The organism is Streptomyces sp. NPDC021749 (assembly GCF_040640655.1).
Taxonomy (GTDB): domain Bacteria; phylum Actinomycetota; class Actinomycetes; order Streptomycetales; family Streptomycetaceae; genus Streptomyces.
The window spans coordinates 98,325-121,994 of sequence record NZ_JBFACE010000009.1 but is presented as its reverse complement, the minus strand read 5'-3'; the positions used below and the strand labels follow the sequence as shown (position 1 = coordinate 121,994).

Annotated in this window: 20 protein-coding genes and 2 pseudogenes; 14 read left to right on the top strand and 8 right to left on the bottom strand. The window is 70.7% G+C overall.

Features of this window, described 5'->3' with window-relative positions:
* Window positions 1-118: 118 nt before the first annotated feature.
* From AB0G35_RS11780 to AB0G35_RS11755, 6 genes are all read left to right on the top strand, one after another.
* Window positions 119-1,201: a M20 family metallopeptidase gene (locus AB0G35_RS11780; protein WP_360947355.1), complete on the top strand. Its 1,083-nt coding sequence runs from the start codon at window positions 119-121 to the stop codon at window positions 1,199-1,201.
* Window positions 1,198-1,980 carry a GNAT family N-acetyltransferase gene (locus tag AB0G35_RS11775; protein ID WP_360947353.1) on the top strand — a complete coding sequence of 261 codons (783 nt, stop codon included), beginning with the start codon at window positions 1,198-1,200 and terminating at the stop codon, window positions 1,978-1,980. The genes AB0G35_RS11780 and AB0G35_RS11775 overlap by 4 nt, the downstream gene beginning before the upstream one ends.
* Before the next feature lie 39 nt (window positions 1,981-2,019).
* Window positions 2,020-3,129, top strand: a complete 1,110-nt coding sequence (gene menC, locus AB0G35_RS11770) for an o-succinylbenzoate synthase (RefSeq protein ID WP_360947351.1) — start codon at window positions 2,020-2,022, stop codon at window positions 3,127-3,129.
* Between the two features lie 378 nt (window positions 3,130-3,507).
* Window positions 3,508-4,404, top strand: coding sequence for a 2-dehydropantoate 2-reductase (locus tag AB0G35_RS11765; RefSeq protein WP_360947349.1), 897 nt, complete (start codon window positions 3,508-3,510; stop codon window positions 4,402-4,404).
* A complete protein-coding gene (locus AB0G35_RS11760) occupies window positions 4,404-5,060 on the top strand; it encodes a DUF6817 domain-containing protein (protein WP_360947347.1) in 657 nt (218 codons plus the stop codon). Before AB0G35_RS11765 ends, AB0G35_RS11760 begins: the two co-directional genes overlap by 1 nt.
* Window positions 5,061-5,179: 119 nt before the next feature.
* Window positions 5,180-5,926 carry a VOC family protein gene (locus tag AB0G35_RS11755; protein ID WP_360947345.1) on the top strand — a complete coding sequence of 249 codons (747 nt, stop codon included), beginning with the start codon at window positions 5,180-5,182 and terminating at the stop codon, window positions 5,924-5,926.
* 102 nt (window positions 5,927-6,028) lie between these two features.
* Here AB0G35_RS11755 and AB0G35_RS11750 read toward each other — a convergent pair whose 3' ends face one another.
* Entirely contained in the window at window positions 6,029-6,340 is a 312-nt protein-coding gene (locus tag AB0G35_RS11750) for a hypothetical protein (RefSeq protein WP_360947564.1), read from the bottom strand.
* A gap of 148 nt (window positions 6,341-6,488) precedes the next feature.
* Here AB0G35_RS11750 and AB0G35_RS11745 point away from each other — a divergent pair.
* Window positions 6,489-6,716: pseudogene (locus AB0G35_RS11745) on the top strand (LD-carboxypeptidase); the annotation flags it as partial.
* Between the two features lie 7 nt (window positions 6,717-6,723).
* On the opposite strand, the gene AB0G35_RS11740 reads toward AB0G35_RS11745, so the two are convergent.
* The 5 genes and pseudogenes from AB0G35_RS11740 to AB0G35_RS11720 form a co-directional block, all read right to left on the bottom strand.
* Entirely contained in the window at window positions 6,724-7,023 is a 300-nt protein-coding gene (locus tag AB0G35_RS11740; RefSeq protein ID WP_360947343.1) for a GNAT family protein, read from the bottom strand.
* A 183-nt stretch (window positions 7,024-7,206) separates the two neighbouring features.
* On the bottom strand, window positions 7,207-9,378 hold the full coding sequence (gene helR / locus AB0G35_RS11735) for an RNA polymerase recycling motor ATPase HelR (protein WP_360947341.1): 2,172 nt from the start codon (window positions 9,376-9,378) through the stop codon (window positions 7,207-7,209).
* 255 nt (window positions 9,379-9,633) lie between these two features.
* Window positions 9,634-9,981 (bottom strand): annotated as a pseudogene (locus tag AB0G35_RS11730) (glycosyltransferase); the annotation flags it as partial.
* A 316-nt stretch (window positions 9,982-10,297) separates the two neighbouring features.
* On the bottom strand, window positions 10,298-11,587 hold the full coding sequence (locus AB0G35_RS11725) for a serine hydrolase domain-containing protein (RefSeq protein ID WP_360947339.1): 1,290 nt from the start codon (window positions 11,585-11,587) through the stop codon (window positions 10,298-10,300).
* A 160-nt stretch (window positions 11,588-11,747) separates the two neighbouring features.
* Entirely contained in the window at window positions 11,748-12,644 is an 897-nt protein-coding gene (locus AB0G35_RS11720) for an alpha/beta hydrolase (RefSeq protein ID WP_360947337.1), read from the bottom strand.
* A 117-nt stretch (window positions 12,645-12,761) separates the two neighbouring features.
* Between AB0G35_RS11720 and AB0G35_RS11715 the strand changes: the two genes are divergently transcribed.
* Both AB0G35_RS11715 and AB0G35_RS11710 read left to right on the top strand, forming a co-directional pair.
* Window positions 12,762-13,811, top strand: coding sequence for a helix-turn-helix domain-containing protein (locus tag AB0G35_RS11715; protein WP_360947335.1), 1,050 nt, complete (start codon window positions 12,762-12,764; stop codon window positions 13,809-13,811).
* Window positions 13,812-14,065: 254 nt separating this feature from the next.
* Complete coding sequence (locus tag AB0G35_RS11710) at window positions 14,066-15,670, top strand: CocE/NonD family hydrolase (protein WP_360947562.1); 1,605 nt, start codon at window positions 14,066-14,068, stop codon at window positions 15,668-15,670.
* Window positions 15,671-15,728: 58 nt separating this feature from the next.
* Here the strand turns inward: AB0G35_RS11710 and AB0G35_RS11705 are convergent, their stop codons facing one another.
* Together AB0G35_RS11705 and AB0G35_RS11700 are read right to left on the bottom strand one after the other, a co-directional pair.
* Window positions 15,729-16,439 (bottom strand): DUF4328 domain-containing protein, encoded by a 711-nt coding sequence (locus AB0G35_RS11705; RefSeq protein WP_360947333.1) that lies wholly within the window; start codon window positions 16,437-16,439, stop codon window positions 15,729-15,731.
* A 105-nt stretch (window positions 16,440-16,544) separates the two neighbouring features.
* Window positions 16,545-18,056: a transferase gene (locus AB0G35_RS11700; protein ID WP_360947331.1), complete on the bottom strand. Its 1,512-nt coding sequence runs from the start codon at window positions 18,054-18,056 to the stop codon at window positions 16,545-16,547.
* A 931-nt stretch (window positions 18,057-18,987) separates the two neighbouring features.
* Between AB0G35_RS11700 and AB0G35_RS11695 the strand changes: the two genes are divergently transcribed.
* From AB0G35_RS11695 to AB0G35_RS11675, 5 genes are all read left to right on the top strand, one after another.
* Window positions 18,988-19,239, top strand: a complete 252-nt coding sequence (locus AB0G35_RS11695) for an IPT/TIG domain-containing protein (RefSeq protein ID WP_360947329.1) — start codon at window positions 18,988-18,990, stop codon at window positions 19,237-19,239.
* A gap of 281 nt (window positions 19,240-19,520) precedes the next feature.
* Window positions 19,521-20,588 (top strand): class I SAM-dependent methyltransferase, encoded by a 1,068-nt coding sequence (locus AB0G35_RS11690; RefSeq protein ID WP_360947327.1) that lies wholly within the window; start codon window positions 19,521-19,523, stop codon window positions 20,586-20,588.
* A 35-nt stretch (window positions 20,589-20,623) separates the two neighbouring features.
* A complete protein-coding gene (locus AB0G35_RS11685) occupies window positions 20,624-21,847 on the top strand; it encodes a glycosyltransferase (protein ID WP_360947325.1) in 1,224 nt (407 codons plus the stop codon).
* A 347-nt stretch (window positions 21,848-22,194) separates the two neighbouring features.
* Complete coding sequence (locus AB0G35_RS11680) at window positions 22,195-22,602, top strand: hypothetical protein (protein WP_360947323.1); 408 nt, start codon at window positions 22,195-22,197, stop codon at window positions 22,600-22,602.
* A 340-nt stretch (window positions 22,603-22,942) separates the two neighbouring features.
* Entirely contained in the window at window positions 22,943-23,641 is a 699-nt protein-coding gene (locus AB0G35_RS11675; protein ID WP_360947321.1) for an IPT/TIG domain-containing protein, read from the top strand.
* The last annotated feature ends 29 nt before the right edge of the window (window positions 23,642-23,670 follow it).

The window sequence follows — 23,670 nt, the reverse complement described above, 5'->3', positions numbered from 1 at the left end:
CCAACCAGGCCCTGGTCAGCGTGCCTAGCGTGGCGGTCATCCCACCCCTGGAGGACCCGTGCCGGTTGACCCCGCATCCCGTTCCGCGCGAGCGGACCGTAGGGCGAGCCTCGACGCCATGCTCGCCGACCTCGAAGAACTCGTGACCTGTGAGTCCTACTCCGCCGACCATGCGGCCGTGGCCCGCAGTGCCCAGGTCGTCGCCGCGCAGGGCGGCCGCCTGCTCGGCACCCCCGCGCAGACGTTGGTGATCGGCGGTGTCACCCACGTCCAGTGGACCTTCGGAACGCCGCGCATCCTGCTCCTCGGCCACCACGACACCGTCTGGCCGATCGGCTCCCTCACGACCCACCCCTGGTCGGTGGAGCAGGGCATCGCCCGCGGCCCGGGCGTCTTCGACATGAAGGCCGGCCTGGTCCAGATGTTCCACGCGCTGGCCTCGCTCCCGTCCCTCGACGGCATCTGCGTACTGGTCACCGGCGACGAAGAGGTCGGCTCGAACACCTCCCGCCGGCTCATCGAGGACCTCGCGCGTCAGTGCACGGCCACCCTCGTCCTCGAACCCTCGGCCCCCGGAGGCGCGTTGAAGACCAGCCGCAAGGGCGTCTCCCTCTACGACATCACGGTTCACGGCCGGGCCGCCCACTCCGGGCTGGAACCCGAGAAGGGCGTGAACGCCGCGACCGAGCTCGCCCACCAGCTCCTCGCCCTGCAGCACATCGCCGACAGCGTCACCGCGCGCACCGGGCCCGGGACGACCCTCACCCCGACCCTGATGTCCGCGGGCACCGCGAGTAACACCGTGCCCGCCCGCGCCGAATTGAACGTGGACGTGCGCGTGCCCACCGCCGCGGCACAGGCAGCGGTCGACCAGCTCATCCGGACCAGGCAACCGCAGATCCGCGGCGCCCGTCTGCAGATCGACGGCGGCCCCAACCGTCCGCCCCTGGATCCCGACGCCTCCCGTGAGCTGTTCGCCCTGGCCGCCGAACAGGCCGCACAGCTCGGCCTCGACCCGTTGCGGCAAGCGGCCGTCGGCGGAGCATCCGACGGCAACTACACCGCCGGAGCCGGCTGCCCCACCCTCGACGGACTCGGTGCTGTCGGCGACGGCGCCCACGCCGACCACGAACACGTCCTCGCCGCCACCATGCCGGTCCGGGCCCGCCTCCTGTCCCACCTCGTCGGAGCACTGCGATGAACGGACCCGAGATCCGCGAACTCCACGCCGTGGAGGAGTTCGCCACCGTGAGCCGCCTCTACGCCGACATCTGGGGCACGGAGACCGCCGGCCCGCCCGTCTCCGCCGAGGTCATGCGTGCCCTGGCGCACGCCGGCAACTACGTGGCCGGGGCCTACGAGGACGGCCGGCTGGTCGGCGCGTCCGTCGCCTTCTTCGGCGACCCCATCGCGACCACCCTGCACTCCCACATCACCGGCGCCGCCATGGGCCGCGGCATCGGCCTGGCCCTCAAACAGCACCAGCGCCGGTGGGCGCTCGCCCGCGGACTGAAGCGCATCACCTGGACCTACGACCCGCTCATCCGCCGCAACGCCTACTTCAACCTCGTCAAACTCGGCGCCCGCCCCGAGGAGTATCTGACCTCCTTCTACGGCGCCATGGACGACGCCATCAACGGCGGCGACGAGTCCGACCGCGTGCTGGCCGCCTGGGACCTGACCGCACCCACCGAAGCACCAGGGCCGGGCAACGCATCCGCTGGGCTCGCCGACGCGGCACACGCCCTGCGGAACCGCGGCGGCCGCCCCGAAACCGGACCGGCCGACGCCGACACCGTCCTCGTCGACCTGCCCGACGACATCGAAGCCCTCCGTCGGCAGGACGCCGGCGCCGCCCGCGCCTGGCGACTGGCCGTCCGGCACACCCTGGGCGGCCTGCTCGCCGAAGGCGCGCGCGTGACCGGCTTCCACGACCGGCGCAGTTACGTCGTCCACCGCACCCCCACCTCCATCGCCTGACCCCTCAACTCTCCATCCAGCCACAGGAGTTACCCCACCATGAAGATCAAAATCTCCGGCGTCGAACTGCGCCGGATCGCGATGCCGCTCGTCGCACCGTTCCGCACCTCCTTCGGCGTCCAGACCAGCCGCGACGTGCTGCTGGTCCGCGTCGTCACCTCCGACGGCGAGGGCTGGGCCGAATGCGCGGCCATGTCCGAACCCCGCTACTGCTCCGAGTACGTCGACGGCGCACAGGACGTCCTGCGCAAGTTCCTCATCCCCGCCCTGCCCAAGGACGGCGTGGACGCCGCCGCGGTGGGACGGATACTGGAGCCCTTCACCGGCCACCACATGGCGAAGTGCGCGCTGGAAACCGCGGTCCTGGACGCCCAACTCCGCATCGCCGGCGAGTCCTTCGGCTCCTACCTCGGCGCCGCCCGGGACCGCGTCCCCTGCGGCGTCTCCGTCGGCATCATGAACTCCGTCCCGGAACTCCTCGACGCCGTCGAACGCTACGTCGCCGAGGGGTACGTCCGCATCAAGCTGAAGATCGAACCCGGCTGGGACGTCGAACCGGTCCGCGCCGTCCGCGAACGCTTCGGCGACGACCTCCTCCTCCAGGTCGACGCCAACGCCGCCTACACCCTCGTGGACGCCCAACAGCTCGCCAAACTCGACGCCTTCGGCCTGCTCCTGATCGAACAGCCCCTCGCCAACGACGACATGGTCCAGCACGCCCAGCTCGCCAAGATGCTGCGCACCCCGATCTGCCTGGACGAGTCCATCGAGTCCGCCGCCGACGCCGCGGCGGCCATCTCCCTCGGCGCCTGCTCCCTCATCAACATCAAACCGGCCCGGGTCGGCGGCTACCTGGAAGCCCGCCGCATCCACGACCTGGCCCGCGCCCACGGCATCCCCGTCTGGTGCGGCGGCATGCTCGAAACCGGCATCGGCCGCGCCGCCAACGTCGCCCTCGCCGCCCTGCCCGGCTTCACCCTCCCCGGCGACACCTCCGGCTCCCACCGCTACTTCGCCACCGACATCACGCCCCCCTTCGTCCTCACCGACGGCCACCTCAACGTCCCCACCGGCCCAGGCCTCGGCATCCAGCCGCTCACCGACCTCCTCGACGAGGTCACGACGGCCAGCGAATGGATAGCCCTATAGCCGCGGGCGCAGAGGCCGAGTGATCGCGTGATCGCGTGATGCCCGGGCAGCGCCGCTCCCGCCAACCCAAGGCATCGCTTGGGTATTTCCCAGTAAACCCATGGATTGACTTGGGTTTCCCCGAGGCTTGATCATCGTCACAGGGCCCAGGGCGGCAACCCGCCGCTGCTTTCTGCGTGATCCGGACGCGCGAGAGTACGGCGGGTGCCGACCCGCACCCCGTGCCAGGGAACCGTCGTCGCCCATCCACCGATGCACACGGCCTACATGCCTGGCGCCTCGACCACCCCGACCACACCCATCACGCCCATCCCACTCATCACGCCCATCACACCCATCACACCGATCAGACGGTCTCGTCAGGACAGGAGCAGACGCGTGAGCACAACCAACCTGAGGGTGGCCGTCCTCGGACCCGGCGGCGTCGGCGGTCTGCTCGGCGCGCTGCTCGCCCGTGACGGACACCGCGTCATCTGCCTGGCCGGCGAGCAGACCGCGGCCACACTCCGCCGGGACGGCCTCCACGTCGAGAGCGCCCGGTACGGGAACTTCACCGCAGAGGTCGAAGCCGACACCCGTCTGCGCGAGCCGGTGGACGCCGTCTTCGTGACGGTCAAGCAGACCACCCTGGACGAGGCGCTCGACCGGGTCCCGGCCGACATCCTCGGTGAGGCGCTGGTGGTCCCCCTCCTCAACGGCCTCGACCACCTCGCGGTACTCCGCCGGCGCTACCCCGCCGCCGGTGTCGTCGCAGGGACGATCAAGGTCGAGGCCACCCGTACGGCACCCGGCCGCATCGTCCACACCAGCCCCTTCGCCCACCTCGAACTCGCGGCACCGCTCGACGCGCTCGCCGACGGCCTGCGGCAGGCCGGCCTCGGCGTGACGCTGCGCCCCGACGAGGCCGCGATGCTCTGGGACAAACTCGCCTTCCTGGCCCCGTTCGCCCTGCTGACCACCCGCTACCGGGCCGGCCTGGGGACCGTACGCAGTGAGCGGAGGCCGGAGCTGGTCGCCGTGCTCGACGAGATCACCGCCGTGGCACGGGCCGCCGGCGCGGCGGTGACCACCGAGTCCCTGCTGTCGTTCTTCGACGGCGCTCCGCAGTCGATGAAGTCCTCGATGCAGCGCGACGCCGAGGCCGGACGCCCCCTCGAACTCGACGCCATCGGCGGAGCCGTCCTGCGCGCCGGAACCGCCCACGGCGTCGAAACCCCGGTCACGGCACGGCTGGTGGCCGAGGTGGCCCACGCGGCGGACGAGGCGGCGGCGTGATGCAGCAGGGCGACCTGACGGACGGCGGCTCTTCGGCAAGCCGAAGCGGAAGCGGCAGGGGAAGCGGCCCGGGTGGTGCCACGGCGCGGCCGGACATCGATGACTTCCTGCGCACCCGGGGCGCCGACCGGGTGCCCCACCCCGGTGGCACACTCCTGGAACACCTGACGCGCGTCGCGCAACTGCTGGACGCGTGGGGCGCCGGCCCGGCCGTACAGATCGCGGGGCTCTGCCACGCGGCCTACGGCACGGACGGATTCGGCCACACACTGCTGGACGTCACCGAGCGCGCCGTCCTGGCCGAACTGATCGGCGAACGGGCGGAGGCGCTGGTCCACCTCTATGCGAGCTGCGACCGCGATGTCGTGTACCCACGGCTCGGCGGCGGGCGCCCCGTGGTCTTCCGCGACCGCTTCACCGGCCGGGAACACACGCCGCCGGAACCGGACGTGTGTGCCTTCCTGGAGATCACCGCCGCCAACGAGCTCGACGTGCTGACGCACCACGCCGATCTGGCCGAGCGCTACGGCCCGGCCCTCTACCGGCTGTTCACCCGCTCGCACGACCTGCTGTCCGCCCCGGCCCGGGACGCCTGCGAGCGCCACCTCGGCCGGTACGCCCCTGACCACGGCGCAGGATCCGCATCACCGGCCTGACGTGCCGGACCACCTGACGCCGCCCCTCACCACCGCCCAACGGGCCGTCGCCATGAACGGAAGCACCGCCAACTACCCTGCCTAGCAGCCGAAGTTGCCAACCGACAGGAGTCCTCGGCATGCCCACGAAGCTGACCACGGTCGTCATCGAGGCGTCGGACCCATCGCGCCTGGCCCGCTTCTGGGCGCAGGCCCTGGAATGCGAGCCGCCCGCCCCCGCCGACGGCTCGATCGCCGACGGCTCGATCGCCGACGGCTCGATCGCCGACGGTACGGCCATCCGGCCGCGCGGCGCGGGCGATGTCGGCCTGCTGTTCGTCCCCTCGGAGCGGCCGAAGACCGCGAAGAACCGGGTTCACCTCGATCTCGCCGGCGACGCGGACGACGTGCGGCGCCTGCTGGCCCTGGGCGCCGGGCGCCTGGACATCGGGCAGGGCGCGGTTTTGTGGGAGGTGCTCGCCGACCCGGAGGGCAACGAATTCTGCGTCCTGCCCCAGAAGGGCTCCCACGGTCGCCTTGCCCAGATCTGCCAGGACGCCGCCGACCCGACCACGCAGGGCAGGTTCTGGGAAGAGGCGAGCGGCTGGTCCCTCGTGGACAAGGGCGACTGGGGCGTCAGGCTCGCCCCGGCAGCCGCCGACGGACCCACGCTGGTCATGGGCCCGCCAGTGGCACCCAAGACCAGCCGGAACCGCCTCCACCTGGCCCTCACGACCAGCGCCGGCAGCGACCTTTCGGCCGAGGTGCAGCGCCTGCTGGACGCAGGTGCCGCACACGGGGACGCCGGAGCGCACGAGTCACCCCGACGGCTGCTGACCGACCCCGAGGGGAACGAATTCCTCGTCCTCGGCCCCTCGCAGGCGTAGAAGCGGGACGCTCAACGCACGAGACGCCGCGAGACACCACCTAACCGTTCACCGGCCGGAGCCGAGACGTCCTTCGGCCGCAGGACGCCCGAGAGGCACCGCCTAACCGTCCTCCCGGCCGGGGAGTGGTGCCCCCTGGAGAAACGCTCGGTAAGCGTCTGCGGCATCGCCCTCTATGGTCGGCCCCTCCGGTCCGTACCGTGTGTCGCCCCGGTCGCGTTTCGGTCCAGAGATCCAGAAGTCCTCATGGGTTTCGACGTCGTAGAAGTTGGCGTCGGACAAGCCGAGACCCGTGCCACGCCGCAGGGTCCGCCCGTGGAAGTAGGCCGTCTTCCAGGTCTTGGAGAACTCCACCCATCCGATCCACGAGGGTCCGCGATCGGTGTCGTAGCCCGTTTTGAGCTGCACGAACATGATTCTGCGAGGCATGGCCCCAGCTTGGCCGATCGCGCCGGCCCAGGAAACCGAATTCGGTGACCGAGCCGATGAGCCCGAGACCCGTGGACCTCCACGCCACGAGAGGGCTCGCCGGAAACGGAAGTGCGGGACGGGAAGTGCGGCCGGCCGCGCCAAGGCATGGCCCTTCGGGCAGCCGAACAATGCGGAGAGCAAGCGGCGTTACGCGGTGGAACAGCGCCAGGCGGTGCTGCGTGCGCTGGCGGCGTATGCCCCGCAGACCATGGCCGTCTTCGACGTGGACTTCGGGCACACCGATCCGCAATGGGTGATCCCGTACGGCGGCTTGGTGAGCGTGGACGGCCCGGCACGGCGGATCACCGTGACGTACTGATCCCGGCTCAGCGGAGCTCGCTCGCCAGCAGGCCCATCGTGAACATGTCGTACCACTGGCCGTCACGACGGAAGACCTGGCGCAGGCGGCCCTCCTCGACGAAGCCGGCCTTCTCGTAGACCCTGCGTGCGGCGTCGTTCTCCGTGACCACGGTGAGCGTCACCTTGTGCAGGCGCATGTCCTCGAAGCCGTAGCGGCAGATCGTCCGTACCGCGTCAGTGGCGTAGCCCTTGCCCCAGTACGCCTTCTCGCCCAGGTAGATGTCGAGTTTCGCGATGCCCTTCTCCGGCTCCGCGTCCTGCAGCATGACCAGGCCGCGCCTCGGCGTCCGCCGGGCCCATCGCCCGCTGTTTCACCAGTTCTCCGAGCGGCACGCCCACCGACCCCCTACGCATCCCGTGACCATGTGAGGAACCACGAAGTGGTGCCACGGTCATGATCGCTTGCTCAAGCGGTTTCCGTGGGGGCGGGCGGGCGTCCGGCCGGGGTGTCAGGCGCTGGTCAGGACGACGAGTTGCCGGGTGGCTCGGGTCATCGCGACGTAGCGGTCGACGGCGCCTTCGATGCCCTGGCCGAAGGCGTCCGGGTCGATGAGGACGACCAGGTCGAACTCAAGCCCCTTGGACAGCTCCGGGGGCAGCGACCTGACGCGGGACGTCGCGGGGAACGTGGGGTCGCCGATGACGCAGGCGGTCCCTTCGGGGTGTGCGGCGAGCCAGGTGTCGAGGATCGACTGCAGGTCGGTGGCGGATCCGTGGACGACGGGGAGGCCGTTGCTGCGGATGGAGGTCGGTACGTTGGCGTCGGGGAGTGCGGTGCGGATGACCGGCTCGGCTTCTGCCATGACCTCTTCCGGGGTGCGGTAGTTGATGCTCAGGGAGGTGAGGTTGATCCGGTCGAGGCCGATGCGTTCGAGCCGTTCCTGCCACGACTCCGTGAAGCCGTGTCTGGCCTGGGCGCGGTCACCGACGATGGTGAAGCTGCGGGAGGGGCAGCGGAGCAGCAGCATCTGCCATTCCGCGTCGGTCAGTTCCTGGGCCTCGTCGACCACGATGTGGGCGAACGGGCCGGCGAGCCGGTCCGCTTCGAGGGCGGGCAGTTCGGACTCGTCGACCAGGCTGACCTGGGCGTCCTGGCCGCGCAGCATCCTCACCAGGCCCTCGCCGTCATCACCGTCGGCGCCGGAGCTGGCCGCGGCCTCGATCAGGTTGTCGACGACCTGCGTCATGCGCTCGCGCTGGGCGGCGAGGATGGCCTTGTGCCGTCGCTGTCGTCGAGCCGCCTCCGGGTCGCCGAGGCGCTGCCGTGCCGCATCCAGGAGCGGCAGGTCGGACACCGTCCAGGCCTGGGGGGTTTCCTTGCGCTGCAGCCTGCGCACCTCGTCGCGGCTGAGCCAGGGAGCGCACATCCGCAGGTACGCGGGTACCGACCACAGGTCTCCGACGAGGTCGGCCGCTTCGAGCAGCGGCCACGCGCGGTTGAGCGTGGTGACCAGCTCTTCGTCGTGCAGCAACGACCTGCGGAACAGCTCGGGGGAGACGTCACCGTCGAGCTTGTCCAGCAGGATCGTGACCAGCGCGTCCCAGATCTGCTCGCGCGCCTCGTTGTGCGGAGTGCCTGGTTCGGGTGCGTCGAAGGCCTCGGCCCATTCGTCGGCGCTCAGCCAGATGTCGGACCAGTCGGTCGTGACCGTCATCCCCTCGGCGGGTGGCTCTTCGTAGAACCTGACGGCCGTCTCGATCGCCTTCACCATGTCCGCGGACGACTTCAGACGGGCCACCTCCGGGTCGGCCTCCACCGCTGCGGTGGCTCCCTCGGCGACGAGGTCCCGCAGCACGGCCGTCTGCACCCCCTCCTCCCCGAGGCTGGGGAGGACGTCGGCGACATAGGCCAGGTAGGGCCGGTGAGGACCCACGAACAGCACACCGCCCCTTCGGTGACTGAGGCGAGGGTCGGAGTAGAGGAGGTAGGCGGAGCGGTGCAGGGCGACCACGGTCTTGCCGGTGCCCGGACCGCCGTCGACCACCAGGGCGCCGCGGGATCCCGCGCGGATGATGGTGTCCTGGTCGGCCTGGATGGTGCCGAGCACATCGCGCATCCGTGCCGAGCGGTTGCTGCCCAGACTGGCGATGAAGGCGGACTGGTCGTCGAGCGCGGCGTGCCCGACACCTCCGTCCGGGGTGAACACCTCGTCCCAGTAGTCGCTGATCCGGCCGCGGGTCCAGCGATACCTGCGGCGGCTCGCCAGACCCATCGGGTTGGCGTGGGTGGCTCCGAAGAACGGCTCGGCCGCGGGGGAGCGCCAGTCGACCAGCAGCCGGCGACCCGTGCTGTCGGTGAGGCCGAGTCGGCCGACGTACACCGGTTCCGAGCCGTCCGCGCCGACCATGTGTCCGAGGCACAGGTCCAGGCCGAAGCGACGCAGCGCGCGCAGGCGGGCGGTCAGCCGGTGGATCTCCGCGTCCCGGTCCATGGCCTGCCGCCCCATGCCACCGGGGGCCTTGCGCTCGGCTTCGAGGCGGCCGGAGAGTTCGGCGATGGTCTGCTCAAGGCTCTCCGCGATGGCCGCGAAGTGCTGCTCGTCGCCGGCGATCAGCGTGGGATCGGCCTTGGGGGAGAGGTGGTCGGGAAGGTCGAACACGCTGGTGGTCAGCGGGTGCACAGCAGGGCTCCGATCTGCGGTCGCTCGCTCGCGACCGTTGCGCGCGGCAAGGGTTCTGGTTCTCGGTCTCGGCTCGACGGTCCCGGTCCCGGTCCCGGTCCCGTGGGATTCACCGGACGTCGGTGGCTGTTCTCAGCCGACCGCGTCGAGCAGCAGCTTCGCGGCCACCGCCGCGCCGTCGGTACGGGCCGTCCCGGCCACGGCGGCCGCTCGTGCGCGGGTCTCGGGGGCCAGGGCGGTCTTGAGGGCGGCGGACAGTTTCTCGGCCACCGACAGCGCGCCGGCCGCGGCCGGCAACATGCCGGTCGCCACCAATGCGTCACATCCTTCGGCCGCCGCGGCGACCACCTGGAACTGGGTGGCGATCAGCTCGGCCGCGTACTGGGGCAGCGAAGACGGCGGCGGCGCCGCGGTGGTCAGCTCGCGCGCCGACGGACCGACGGGCACCAGCGACACACCGATGCCGGCCAGTCGCTCCGCGAACTCCTCATCCGGCGGCGCGCACACCCGTACCTCCGCGCCGAGCTCCCGCAACCGCACCGCGAGTCCCGCCAGCGGTTCGACGTCCCCCCGCGACCCATAGGTCGACAACAACACACGCACTTCGCGACACCCGTTTCCGCAGATTGTGGCTTCGGCCGGCGATTCTGCGGCACGAGGGGGGCCTTGCGGCAAGGCCCCCCATGCGCTATATGTTGAGAGTGGCAAGGAGTGGATGACCTCCTTGCCTTTGTTTTTGCCCTGGTCCTGGCTTGCCGACCTCGCGAAAGTATGTGGCAAGTACCCAGAGGCGGCACGGCAATACGCTCTTTTTCGCGGATCCCGGGCTGGAATGCGAGGGGGTATCGACTTCTCGCAGCGATACGGCTTGCGCTGCATCGAAGGAGACGGATCGTCCCCTGGGCCAGGCCGTCAGCCGTCACCGTGGCCCGGGCTGCTCACTCTCCGCGTCCTTGGCCTGGACGGCGGTTCCGCTGCCCGATGTTGCGTGCCGGTACAGGACCGAAAGCGCGTCGTCGATGGGGTGGTGTTGCGGCTTTCCCGAAGCGTCGATCCTGTTCCACCTGGAGAGGTTCATCGCGAGGGACAGCTGCCGTTTTCCGTCGGCGCGGGTCAGGGAGATCGTTGCGGCCCCCCAGACGGTGCCGTGGTGGCCCCAGAAGGTGCCGCAGCCGGGAACCGTGACCTTCTGCAGACCGAGACCGTAGTCGATCAGCTGTCCGTCCAGGGCGCGGACCGGGACCGTGCGCTGCATCTGCGCGAGCGACGAAGGGCTGACGATCCGGCCGTCGAGCAGCTCGCCGTAGAAATGGTTGAGGTCTTCCATGGTCGATACCAGCCCGGCGCCTGTGCGCACCCATGACGTGCTGTAGACGCTGTAGTCGCGGGGCGGATCGATCAGGCCGTAGAACGCCTCGTACATCCGCGAGTGTGGTCCGTCGATATGCGGTCCGGCCGGGAATTCGGTGTGCCGGAGGCCGGCGCGCTCGATGACATTCCGGGTGATGCACTCCTCGGCCGTGGTGCCCGTTGCCTGTTCCAGGAGTTGGCCGAGGAGCAGGTAGTTGGTGTTGGAGTACGTCCCGGTGGGGCCTCCCGGCTCGCCGGCGGGAGGCGCGTTGAGTCCGCTCTCGATCAGTTCCTCCGGGCGGAACTCCCGGAACCGGTTGTCGTCCAGGCTCTCGGGCGAGATGTCCGGCAGGGAGGGGAACTTACCGAGGGACGGGAAGGCGTAGGGGAGGTAATCGGGAATGCCGCTGGTGTTGTTGAGCAGCATCCGGACGGTGATTTTTTCGCCGCGTTCTCCCGGCACCAAGTGCGGCAAATAACCGCCGATCGGTGCGTCGAGTTCGATCCGGCCGCCTTCGACCTGCTGCATGACGGCGGCGGCGGTGAAGGTCTTGGTGATGCTGCCCACGCGCTGCCGCATGTCGGCAGCGACGGGACGGCCGGTTCGGAGATCGGCGACGCCGGATGCGCCGCGCCATGTCCGGCCGGCCGCGCGTACCTCCGCGTAGACACCCGGCGTCCCCGCACGGTGGATTCCGTCCAGGGCGGACTGCAGCGCCGCAGGATCGAATCCGCTCGACGGATGCGTGCTCCCGGCCGGTGCGGCTCCCGTCTCCTCGGGCGTGGGGACCGCCGCGACCGGGCCCGCGCCCACGCCCAGCGCGGCCGCACTTCCACTTGCCTCGGGTCGGATCTTCATGACACTCGTCCTCTCGTGATCAAGGGGCGCACCGGGGACTGGCCCGGTGCTCTTCGACATCCCTGGCCCGGCCGGGACGCCTCGCCTCCACGGCCCGGCCGGGCCTCGTCCACGGCGTCGCAAGGGCTCCTCCACGGGGCCGCCACGCGCCGTCCAGGGCTCACTCGGCCAGGGCGCGGCGCAGGACGGCGCCGAGTTCGGCGATCTGCCGCTGTGAGATCTCGGCGGACAGGATCGCCTGCGAGCCGTGGAAGGTGCCGGGCCACTGGTGCAGCTCGACCGAGACGCCGGCCTGGAGCAGGCGCAGCGCATAGCTGATGTCCTCGTCGCGGTTCGGGCAGAGTTCCGCGGTGGCCACGTAGGCGGGCGGCAGACCGGACAGGTCGGCGGCCCGGGCCGGGGCCGCGTACGGGGTGGCCGGCGCGGAGCCCAGATAGTGGCGCCAGGACGCGGTGACCTTGTCGCGCGTCATCCAGGGCGTTTGCCGGAAATTCCGCGCCGACCAGGTCTCCTGCCGGTCGTCGAGTCCGGGCTGGTTGAGCAGTTGGAATCGGATCGGCGGCCCCTGCCGGTCACGCGCCCGCAACGCCACCGCGGCCGCGAGCCCTCCGCCGGCACTGTGCCCGCCGACCGCGATCCGTTCCGGGTCGATGCCGAGCTCGGCCGCGTGCTCGGCCGTCCAGGTCAGCACGGTGTAGGCGTCGTCCAGGGCGGCCGGGAACCGGTGCTCGGGAGCCAGTCGATAGTCCACCGAGATCACCACCGCGCCGGATGCGTCGGCGATCCGGGTGGCCCACGGATGCTCGGTGTCCAGGCCGCCGTAGACGAATCCGCCGCCGTGCAGCCACACGATGGCGCCCTGCGCCTGGTGCGGGCGGTAGATCCGCACCGGCACGTCCGGATCGCCGGGCACCGTGCGGTCCTCGATCTCCATGCGCGTGGTGTCCGGGGGCGGCAGCTTGGCCGCCAGGTCGGCGAAATAATTGCGCTCGGCGACCGGGTCGAGCAGGTCGACCTGTGGGAACAACGGTATGAACGCTTCGAGTTCGGGATCCATGTCGGCCATCCTCGCGGTTGCCGTCCATGGGATCACCCGCCGACTGTCGGGCAGTGCCACCCGATCACGCACCGAACGGCGCCTCTCCTCCCTGCCTGCCCGTCCTATCCTCCTGCCATGGAGGCACTGGCCGTACGGCTGTCAGGAATGGATTCGCACGTCGACGGCGCGCTCCGCATCGTCGCGTTCTACGACACACTGATGCGCCGGCGGGTGGATCTCCCGGCCCTCGCCCGGGCCTCGGCGGGCCTGGCGGAATGCGTCGCCGGAATCCAACTCCACGGCACGGAACGGCCGATCCGCATGGCCCCCGACGGCAGGCAAGCGCCTGCCCCGCCGGCACCCGCGTCCACCACGGTGCCGATCCTTCTCGATGAGGAGGAGATCGGCACGGTGTGGCTGGAACGCCCCGGCGCGCCCGGCCCGTCCGGCTCGCTCGACCTCGACGAGGTGCTGCTGGACCGGCTCGCCCTCGCCGCCGCCGCGGTCGCCGAGCGGTACGGCCCGGCCCGCACCACCATGGCCGACCCCGCCCTCGTCGAACTGGTCATCAGCGCCGACAGCGACGAGGCCGGCCGTGCGCGGGCGTTGCGGCTGCTGGGATTCGCCGCCGACCTGCCCGTCCGCGTCGTCGCCGTACGGTCGCACCTCCCGCTCGACCGGATCGGCAGCCTCATCTGCCCGGGCCGCCCGGTGAAGGCGGCACCCCTCGCCGACGTGGGCGTCATCCTGGCCACCGCCATCGCTCCGGATCGGTTTCCGGCCGGCGTCTGCGCGGGCCTCGGCGCCGCGACCAGCCCCGACCGGTCATGGCGGGAGGCCCGCACCGCCCTCCGCTTCACCACCTCGCGCCAACCAGTCGTCCACCATGACGAACTGGGCGCGCTGGCGCTCCTGGCCGAGATACCGCAGGACATCGCACGCAACAACGCCGATGTGCTCGCCGTCGCCCGCATCGCCGACACTCCACACGATCTGGAAACCCTCGACACCTACTGCGCCACCGGCTCCCTGCGCCGGGCCGCCGACCTCCTCCACCTGCACCACAGCAGCGTCGCCCGCCGACTCGAACAGCTCGGCAGGACCCTGGGCCTGGAACTCACCGAACCCGCCGGCCTGTTGCGCGCCAGGCTCGCCCTCACCACGTGGCGGCTGCTCAACGACTGAGGAAGCCCCGAACCGCAGCCAGGGCCCGTCCGCGCCCGACGCCCTGCGTTCCCCGCCTCCTCCCTCACCTGGCACGAACTCACGCTCCCACCACCGCCGTTACGGGGCGGCACTTGCGCAGAGCATCCGTGCATCCCCTATCCTCGTACAGTGTACGTAATGAAGGAGGGGGAACCATGTCCTCACGCATGCCCGAAACCGTGACCAGGCCGTCCTGGGTGCCGTCTGCCAAGAAGCCACCGCTGTCCGCACGGATGTTGAGGGCGACCTGGCGGGGCCTCCCGGCGAAGCGCCACGAGGTCGGATACGAGCCGGGGCTGGAGGTGCCGGCTGCCGACGGCATCCCGTTGATCAGTGACCACTACTTCCCTCGCGCCGAGGGTGACTTCCCCACCCTGCTGGTCCGTTCGCCGTACGGCCGGGGGCTGCCGTGGGCTCCCATGTACGGCCTGCTCTTCGCCGAACAAGGCTTCCACGTGGTCCTGCAGAGCTGCCGGGGCACCGGCGGCTCGGGCGGTGAGTTCTATCCGTGGCGCAGCGAGGCCGCTGACGGCCAGGCCACGGTGGCCTGGCTGCGCGAACAGCCCTGGTTCGACGAACGGCTGGGGACGATCGGCCCCAGCTACCTGGGATACGTGCAGTGGGCCCTGGCCGCGAACCCGCCACCGGAGCTGAAGGCGATGGTCGTGCAGCTGGGGTTGCACGATCCTTCCGCCTTCTTCCACACGGACGGTGTGCTCCACCTGGAGAACGCTCTGGCCGTCGGCGCAGGCATGACGTATCAGCACCAAGGCGTGGCACCGCTGCTGAAAGCGAGCCTGCGTCTGCACAGGCGCCTGCGTGACATCACCACCGCGCAGCCGCTGCGTGGCGCACACGTGTCCGCCATCGGCGAAGTGCCCTGGCTGGACGACGTGATGGCCCACCCGGACGCCAACGACGCCTACTGGGACGGCATCTCGGTGGCCGAGACGGCGGACCGGCTGCAGGTACCCACGAGTCTGGTCGGCGGGTGGCGCGACGTACTGCTAGACCAGACCCTCGAACAGTACGGTCGACTGCGCCGGGCCGGATGCGAGACCGCCCTGCTCATCGGCCCCTGGACGCACACCTCCGCCGTGCAACAGGGATGGCCCGAGGTGTTCGCCGAAAGTCTGGCGTGGCTGCGCGCCCACCTGTACGCCGATCCCTCCGACCTGCGCCCCACCACGGTGCGCCTACACATCGGCGGCGAGGACGCCTGGCGGGACCTCGACGACTGGCCGTCGGCCCCGGCTGCCGCCTCGTGGTACCCCGTTCCGGGCGGCCATCTCACCCGGCAGGCCCCCACGGACTCCGCACCGGTGACCACGTTCCGCTACGACCCGGCCGACCCCACCCCGTCACTCGGCGGCCCCCTGCTCTCCCGCACCGCCGGACCTCGTGACAACGCCACCTTGGAGGCCCGAGACGATGTCCTGACATTCACCGGCCCCCCACTGACCGAGCCCGTGGACATTCTGGGCCCGGTCTCCGCGCGGCTGACCCTCTCCACCGACACCGGCCACGCCGACGTCTTCACCCGCCTGTGCGACGTGGACGAACAGGGCCGCTCCGTCAACGTGTGTGACGGGCTGGGCCGGATCCGGGCGGCGGAACACACGCCCTCGCAGGTCACCGTGCCGATGAGCTCCACCGCCCATCGCTTCGCCGTCGGGCACCGCATACGCTGGCAGATCAGCGGCGGCGCCCATCCGCGCTACGTCCGCAGCACCGGCACCGGGGAGTCGCCCGTGGACGCGACCACCTTCACACCGGTGCGCATCACGCTCCACGCGGACTCGGAATTGCTGCTTCCGCACAGCTCCGGTCTCTCGTGATGCTCCAGCCCTGATGAGGGCAACGACCGACGAGCCGGGCCCGGCCGGGCCCGGCTTTTCACGGCCGATCTGCGGCCGGTCGAGGTGCTGCGCTCCGCACGAGCCGCTGGTTCTGCCACACGGTGATGCGCCTGATGATGACCAGCACCAGCAGACCGGCGACTACATCGAGCACGGTACTCAAAGTGGACAGCTTCGCGGCGCTCAGCAGGCTCTCCTCGGTGATCTCCTCCGACACGTAGAGGCCCAGGAGGGCCCGGCCGAGGACCGCGCTCACCACGAGGGGCGCCCACCAGGCCAGGACCAGTCCAGTGGGGACCGGCCGCCGGGGTGCGCTGGCCCGCCAGATGTCCGACACGACCTGGTACGGAACCCACAGGTTGGCCACCGGGGTGAACCAACCGCCCACCACCCAGCCCCGGGAACGGCGCTGCGCGGCGGCGCCGCCCAACAACTCGGCGTTGAACCGCGCCCGCCACAACCAGACGAGGAACACCACGCCGGCTGCCACCCATGCCACGACCGACGGCAGCGACACCAGCTGCGAGAAGTCGTCGGCCGCCTCAAGGTCCATGATCGCCGCCGCCCCGGCCTTGTAGTCGTGGACGACCAGGTAAGTGCGCCAGTCGGACACCGCGATCAAGACCTCGCCCACCAGCACCAGCAAGATCAGTGCCATCGCGGCGGTGCCCGTTCCGGTCACCGTCCTGGGCCGCTGCGGACCGGCCAGGCTCGCATGCATCGGCGTGGCTTCCTGCGGACCGTCCATGATTCCCCCGAATCCCGCGCAAACGCTGAACAATCCCTGAGGCGGGATGCTACTCCGGAGCGCCCTGACACGTCTGCCGTTTCTCCTTTCCCGCAGGCGGCGCTGTCAGGGGCCGAAGAGCTGCAGTGCCCGGGACACGAGCCAGGACAGCAGGCCCAGGGCCACGACCAGCGCCATACCTGCCCACAACGCGGCCTGCGCAGCGAAAAGTCCCTTCAAGGCCAACATCCGTCTGCGCACCCCCACCGACGCCAGAGCGGCCTTCACGGCACGGATCACGTCGTACGCGGGCGTGGTCACGGTCATCGACATCAGACCGACCTTCCTCAAACGGGCCACGAGGTACCCGAAACCGCCTCGCCGGGTCATGGTCCCGGCCCGCCGCTCCACCGGACGCACCTGGGGTGTCCCATCGGGGGCGAAGGCGATGACGGCGGAGATCCAGGAGTCACCCGCGATCACCTCGTCCAGCCGGGACGGTGCCGGCAGATGCTCGGCCAGCCGCTCGACCACGTCCGGCCGTCCGCCGGGCGCCAGCAGGACCAGCTTCCGCGCGGGCTGAGTGGCGCGGGCCCGCTCGACCTCCCACCACAGCCCCTCGCCCGATCCGAGGCCCAGCACGATGAGTTGGGACAGCTCCATCAGCCGCAGGACACCGGGCTGCCAGTCGTCCGGCGGCAGATAGAACCGCGCCGCTCCCAGGCGTGGCAGCGGCTCCCCGGGCTTTCCCACTGCAATGACGGGGCCGAAGGCGCTCAATGCCGCCGCGAGTTGCTCCTCCCGCGAATGGAGGTTGATCGGCGCCCCGTCGTCGACCGAGGCCGCGGTGTCGTCGTCGGCGAAGCTGCGCAGGTAGAGCACCGGCTTACGGCCGTCGGCCAGCAGGGCCTGGGCCGCGCTGCGCGCCGAGCGTGGACGGCAGTGACGCAGGATCAGGACGGCGGCGCCCAGCGCGGCCAGACCACCGAGCAGCAAGAGCACCTGTGCCTCCAGCGGCATCTTGTAGCCCTGCCGCTCCGCCCCGGTGACCGCGAAGGTGCCCGCCGCGAACAGGGCGTATCCGCACCAGCTGAACACCAGGAACACCGGTCGCCGCCACCACGGTTGGGGCGGGACGAACCGGCTGACCACGTCTACGACCTCCGCGGCGCCCGACCGGCGACGATGACGCAGCCGGAGCGCCGGCACGAGAAGCACCCCAGCGGGCACCGCCAAGTACAGCGCGGCCGCGGTCGACGAGCTGAGTTCCCGGTCGAGCCCCGCCTGATCCTGGGCGGTCTTTGCCGCCAGCCCGGCCAGGTGCTCGCGGGCCAGGGAAACCCTGCCCTCCTCGGCGTCGTCGGCGGCGGCGGAGATCGCTGACTGGCTCGCCCCCGACGGGGCGTTCCGGCCGAACCACGCGTCGATCCGCTGGATGTCAGCGCGCGCGGACCGCTCTCCGTCGGCGTAGCGGTCCAGTGCGGCGACGAAGGCAGCGGCCCGCACCGGCGCCTCGCGGAAACGGTCACGGGCCTGCAGGTCCAGGCATGCGGTGACGGTGAAGTGCAACGCGATGTAGGCCGTGATGACCGTGATCGCCGTGACCAGACGGGCAACCGCCCGTAAGCCGGAGGACACCTCGACCCCCCTCGCTCCCGTTGCCGCAGCACCGCGGTCAGGCGCGGTTTCGCTCCAGTGGTACGTGCAAGGTGTGTGTTCACCAGTGTGTCGGGCACTCAAACCGTCCGCGTGGTGTCCTTGTCCGGTGCCCGGTGGTGAGGGACGGTCCACCGTCGCACCAACCGGTCGTCGGAAGCCGTGGCGATCAGGGACATCCGGGTCCTGCGCTCCCTCGTCCGGCGACAGCGCATCCACTGCGCTGGAGAGAGGTGCGGTCCGCTTCTCGCCCGTCGACGAGCAGACCCACGGGAGGGATCGGTGTCCGTACCACTGAGCGAACGTCAGAGCCCGCTCAGGCCGCGCGCCGGACAGCGCAACGTGCGCGCGCGGCCATTCGGATGACCCTCCTCCGGAAACCTTGCCCGCCCCGTCACCCTGGTGGGTTACTTGGTGCGTCCAATCCGGTGAGCCGCCCATCTTCTCCGGGGGAGCACGTGACGGCGGTTTCTGTTCGCTTCCCGGTTTGGAGTCCCGGCCCCGCACCGGTCTGACGACGGCGATGCCTTACCGGTTCCCTCGGCAGAGGACCTGCCTCGCCCGCCCGTGCTGCTTCTCAGCAGGGCAGGAGCAGCGGCTCGCACGACCGCTTGGGGGCCTCATGCCAACCGCCCGTGCTCTTCGGTCGGCACTCGTGGTCTGTCCTCTGACCGCGGGCCTGAGGGCAGTACCGGCCACCGCCCGTGCCCAGGCCCCTGTGCGGTACGCGCCGGACGACTGCGCCTGTGCGGGAAGCATCCCGGGCTGCGCGGACTGACGGCACGGCCGAACCCCACCACCGGGCAGCCGGACGACACCACCGGCTCGCTGCGACATCAGGGCGCGCACCGCAGCACAGCAGAGCGCCCGGCCCGCGGGCCAGGCATGTCCCCCCACAGTGAGAAGAGGCACCATGCCCATCACCCCCAACCAAGGCTCCACCGGCGGTGGCACAGCCGTCACCAGCACCGGTACCCAGCTGACCACCACGCAGGCGGTCTCCTTCGGCGGTGGCCCGGCATCGTTCGACGTCATCGGCGACACCATCATTGCGGCCGTCACCCCACCCGGGGCCGCCGGCACGGTGGATGGAGTGGTGGCCACTACAGGCGGAGCGGCAACTGCTGCGGGCGCCTTCACCTACACCGCAGGGCCCGGTATCTGACACTACGGGTCGCTGAGCCTGGCCCCTCCCGGCCAGGCGCGCGGGGGCCTACCCGGAATTCCCCCCAACCCCCACCGGGCAGGCCCCCGCGCATTCCCCTTCCCACAGACAGCGGAGCATCCTGCCTCGCGCCGGTCCGGCGCTCGCACCGACCGCCGCGCCTTTTCGCAGGCAGCAACGTCTCCACCCCCACTGGGTCCGAGGGTCCGCCCCTCCGCGACAGGACGGCGACCGGCTCCGGGCCCACCACAGCCATCGGCAAGCAACGCAAGAGGTGCCCCATGAGGATGTCGAACGAGCGCCGGAAGAGGGTCGCCGCCCTCAGGCCCGGCTACCAGAGCGACCTGGCACAGGGCCTGGAGCGGTTCTTCGAACCCCGCCGGACCGAGTGCCCCTGGTGCACCTCCACCAGCCTGCGCCGGCGGCTGCGCACCAGAGACCACCTCCAGCGCAAACCGGGGATCTTCGTACTCGATCAGTGCTGCAGCTGCGGTCACGTCTTCCAGAACCCCCGACTCAGCGAAGAGGGAAGGGAGTTCTACTACCGCGACTGCTACGACGGCCTGGGACGGGCGACGATGGCGCGACTGGCCTCCTCGCCCCTTGCGGTCATGCTCTACCGGGCACGTGCCCGCGCAGTGCTGCCCTACGGTCGCCCGTCGCTGTGGCTGGACGTGGGAACCGGCCAGGGCCACTTCTGCGCCACGGCCCGGAAAATTCATCCGGACACCGAATTCCACGGGCTGGACCAGGGCGATGGCGTGCAGAGCGCCGCACGCGAGGGCCGCATCGCGCGAGCCCACCGAGGATCGTTCACCGACCTCAGTCGCCGGTTCGCCGCACGGTACGACGTGGTGAGCATGTACCACTACCTCGAACACACCCCCACACCGCGCAGGGAATTGGATGCAGCGCACCGAACGCTCCGCGTAGGCGGCCATCTCGTGATCGAGGTCCCCGATCCGCAGTCCCTCTCCGCCCGTCTGCTCGGCCGCTGGTGGGGCCCGTGGCTGCAACCGCAGCACCTGCACCTCCTTCCGCTGCAAAACCTCTGCGAGGCGTTGGACGAGCACGGCTTCACGGTGGTGGCCGTCGACCGGCGCACGCCACACATCCCCACCGACCTCACCTCCGCGGCGGCCAACCTGCTCAAGTCCGTTCTGCCGTACGAGGATCAGCCCTGGAATCCCAAGAGACCGGGCCCGCTCAGGCGCTGGCTCCGCAGGCTGTTGCTGCAGCAGACCGCACCCGCCCTGGTCGCCCTCTTCGCAGCGGACCTCCTGCTGGCGCCCGTCATCCGCCGCACCCGTCTGTCCAACGCCTACCGGGTGATTGCACGACGTAACTGATCGTTCAACACGCCTGCCAATGAAGGGAGTTGGCCATGCGTGTGCTGATAGCTTCCGCGGGTTCGCACGGGGACGTCGCCCCGTACACCGGCCTGGGGACTCGTTTGAGGACAGCCGGGCACGAGGTGGTGGTGGCGACGCATGAGCGCTCCGCCGCGCTGGTCCGCCGCTGTGGACTCGACTTTCTTCCGTTGCCGCTCGACCAGGGTGCGTCAGCCGGCCCCGGCACGCGGCGCCCACCGGCGAAGGCCGGCCTCTCCGTGACCGAGCAGATCCGTGTGGTGCGCGATCTGGGACCGGTGATGGGGGAGGCGCTGGCGGACGCCTGCGCCTCCGGTGCGGACCTCCTTCTGTTCTCCAGCGGCCTGGCTCCCCTGGCGCTGGTGGCAGCGGAAGGAACGGGACTGCCCAGCAGCGGGGTCTACCTGCAACCACTGGCCCCCACACGGGAGTTCCCCCCGGTCATCTCGGGTTTCCCGTCGCTGGGACCGCAGGGCAACCTGACTGCGGGCCACTGCGCCCAGTCATTGCTGGTCCGCCTCTACGCACCGGCGGTGCGTCATCTGCGGCGGCGCCTGCACGTGACGGCGCACGCCGTCCGGCGAAGGCGGGCGGCATCACCCGTGTACCACGGCTTCAGCCCCAGGGTCGTACCCAGACCTTCCGACTGGCGGCCGGGCATGGACGTGGTGGGGTACTGGTGGCCGGCGGAGGACCCTGACTGGACGCCGGACCCCGGACTGGCCGATTTCCTGCGGTCCGGACCGCCGCCGGTCTACGTGGGCTTCGGCAGCATGCATCTCGGGGACGCGGAGGACCTCGGGCGTCTGGTGGCCCGCGCCCTCAGGCTCGCCGGCGTACGCGGGGTGTTGCAGACGGGCCAGGCAGGCCTGTCCCTCCACGGAGACGACCTGCTGACGATAGGCCAGGTTCCGCATGCGCAGCTGTTTCCGCAGGTGGCCGCGGTGATACACCATGCGGGGGCCGGCACCACGGCGGCCGGTCTGCGGGCCGGGGTGCCGGCGGTGCCGGTACCCGTGATGCTGGACCAGCCGTTCTGGGCGTCCCGTCTGAGGGCCCTCGGAGTCAGTCCCGGTGTGCTGCCGGTGCGGCGACTTTCTGCGGAGAGGCTGGCGGAGGCCGTCCGGCACGCCGTGCGCGATCCCGGCTACCGTCGGCGCGCGCAGCGCCTCTCCGGGCTGATCGCAGCCGAGGACGGCGCCGGACGGGTACTGGCGGCCATCGAGCGCGGCGAGTGAGCCATCGAGAGCGGAATGATCCCCAACTATCTTCCAAGGCACGGAAGTTGGGCCAGTCGTCCGCTCGCTTCGCGGCGTTGCCGGCTTAGGCCAAACGGGTGCCTTGTGGTCAATGCCGGTTACGTGGGGCCGGTCCGCGTTGCTTTACTGGCTGCATCCGAACCGGCGGGCCGCCCATCCCTTCCCCGGGAAGTCGGCGCTATGACGCCCGCCCGCTCGCGCTCCCAACAGGCAAGCCATTGGCGGCTGTTGCCAGCTTTCCGCAAGCCCTCTGGAAGGGACCCGGTGTTCCTCCGGCACCCACTCTCCTTGCCGCTCGGCGAGGATGACACCTGTAGGGAGTTCCCATGAACCGTCTCCGTATCGCCGCCGCCACCGGCACGTCCGTCGTCGCGATAGCTCTTGCTCTGGGCGTCGCCCCGATCGCTTCGGCCGCGCCCGCGAAGGCCGCCGTATCGGCCTGCGTGACCGACCTCCAGGCCGCCCAGAACTCCAACAACGCTGCGATCGCGGCGGACCAGGCCAACAACACCGCCGCCGCCCGCAACTACAACCTGTCCACCACGACCTCGCTGCTGGGGGCAGCGGTCGACTGCCTCGGGCAGCCTTCGAATGTGACGGCCAACGTCCTCACCGCCACGACCAGCAACCTCTCCGCGACGGTGTTCAACCTGCTGGGGGCCTCGGCTGCCGCCCTGAACTCGGAGCAGTCGACGGCCTCGGCAATCAGCAGCGCTCTGGCCAGCGCAAGCTGACGGCTCCGTAGACAGCTGGGGGCCCGGGCCGCACGCCCGGGCCCCCACCGCTTTCCCCCGCGTTGTCATTCCGCCGGAATGCGCGCTGCGCTGAACGAGTGGCCCCAGGTCAAGGACGTTGTCCGGCGGCAAACCCTTCTGGGTTACTGGGGGTGCCTGTCGGTGGGCCGTCCATCCCCCTCGGGCTTCAGTGGTCGGTCCGCCCGCCAGCCCCCTGCACGCGGGGTGGTGAAGGAAGCCGACAGCGTGACGGCCCCTCTCCCCTCGCGAAGGTGAGCAGGCCCCTGCGCGCCGTCGTGTTCTCCTCCGGTACGGCCGGCTGCTGCCAGTGCTCGGACTCATGGCCCGTGAACACCTCGTTGCGGGCCGATCCGGGCGACATCCCGCAGACAGCAGGAGAACTTCCATGTGCGAATGCTCGAACACAGCGAATCCGCAGGTCCAGACGCAGCTCCAGGCTCCTCAGCTCCCTCAGCTCCCTCAGCTCCCTCAGCTTCCCCAGCTCCCGCAGCTCGGTCCGGTTCTGATCGCCGTGCTGCCCAATTCGGGACCCGTCGACGGTGATAACACGGTGACGCTGTTCGGCCTGGGGCTGGCCGGAACGACCAGCGTGCTGTTCGGGAGCTCACCGGCGACCATCGTCGGGCAGGATCCCCTCGGGCTGACCGTCACGGTGCAGGCCCCGCCGCACGACGCGGGTGTCGCGCAGGTCACCGCCACGAACGCCGCGGGCACCAGCAACCCGGTGCCCTACCTCTACGTGGTGCAGGCCCCGCCGCCGGTCCCGCAGCCGCTCGCGATCGTCCCCAACTCCGGTCCGTCCGCGGGCAGCACCCCGTTCATCATCATCGGGTCCGGTCTGCAGAACGCGACCGTGACGTTCGGGGACACTCCCGCGACCGTGCTGGGCACCGACCCCAGCGGCTCGTTCCTGTTCGGCCTCACTCCGGCCGGACCCGGCGAAGGCGGCAACGTCCCGGTCGTGGTGACCACCCCGGGCGGCAGCGGCACAGTCTCCGGTGGGTTCACCTACCTGTGAGGTAGGCAATCTCCCCAGGGCCTCGCCCC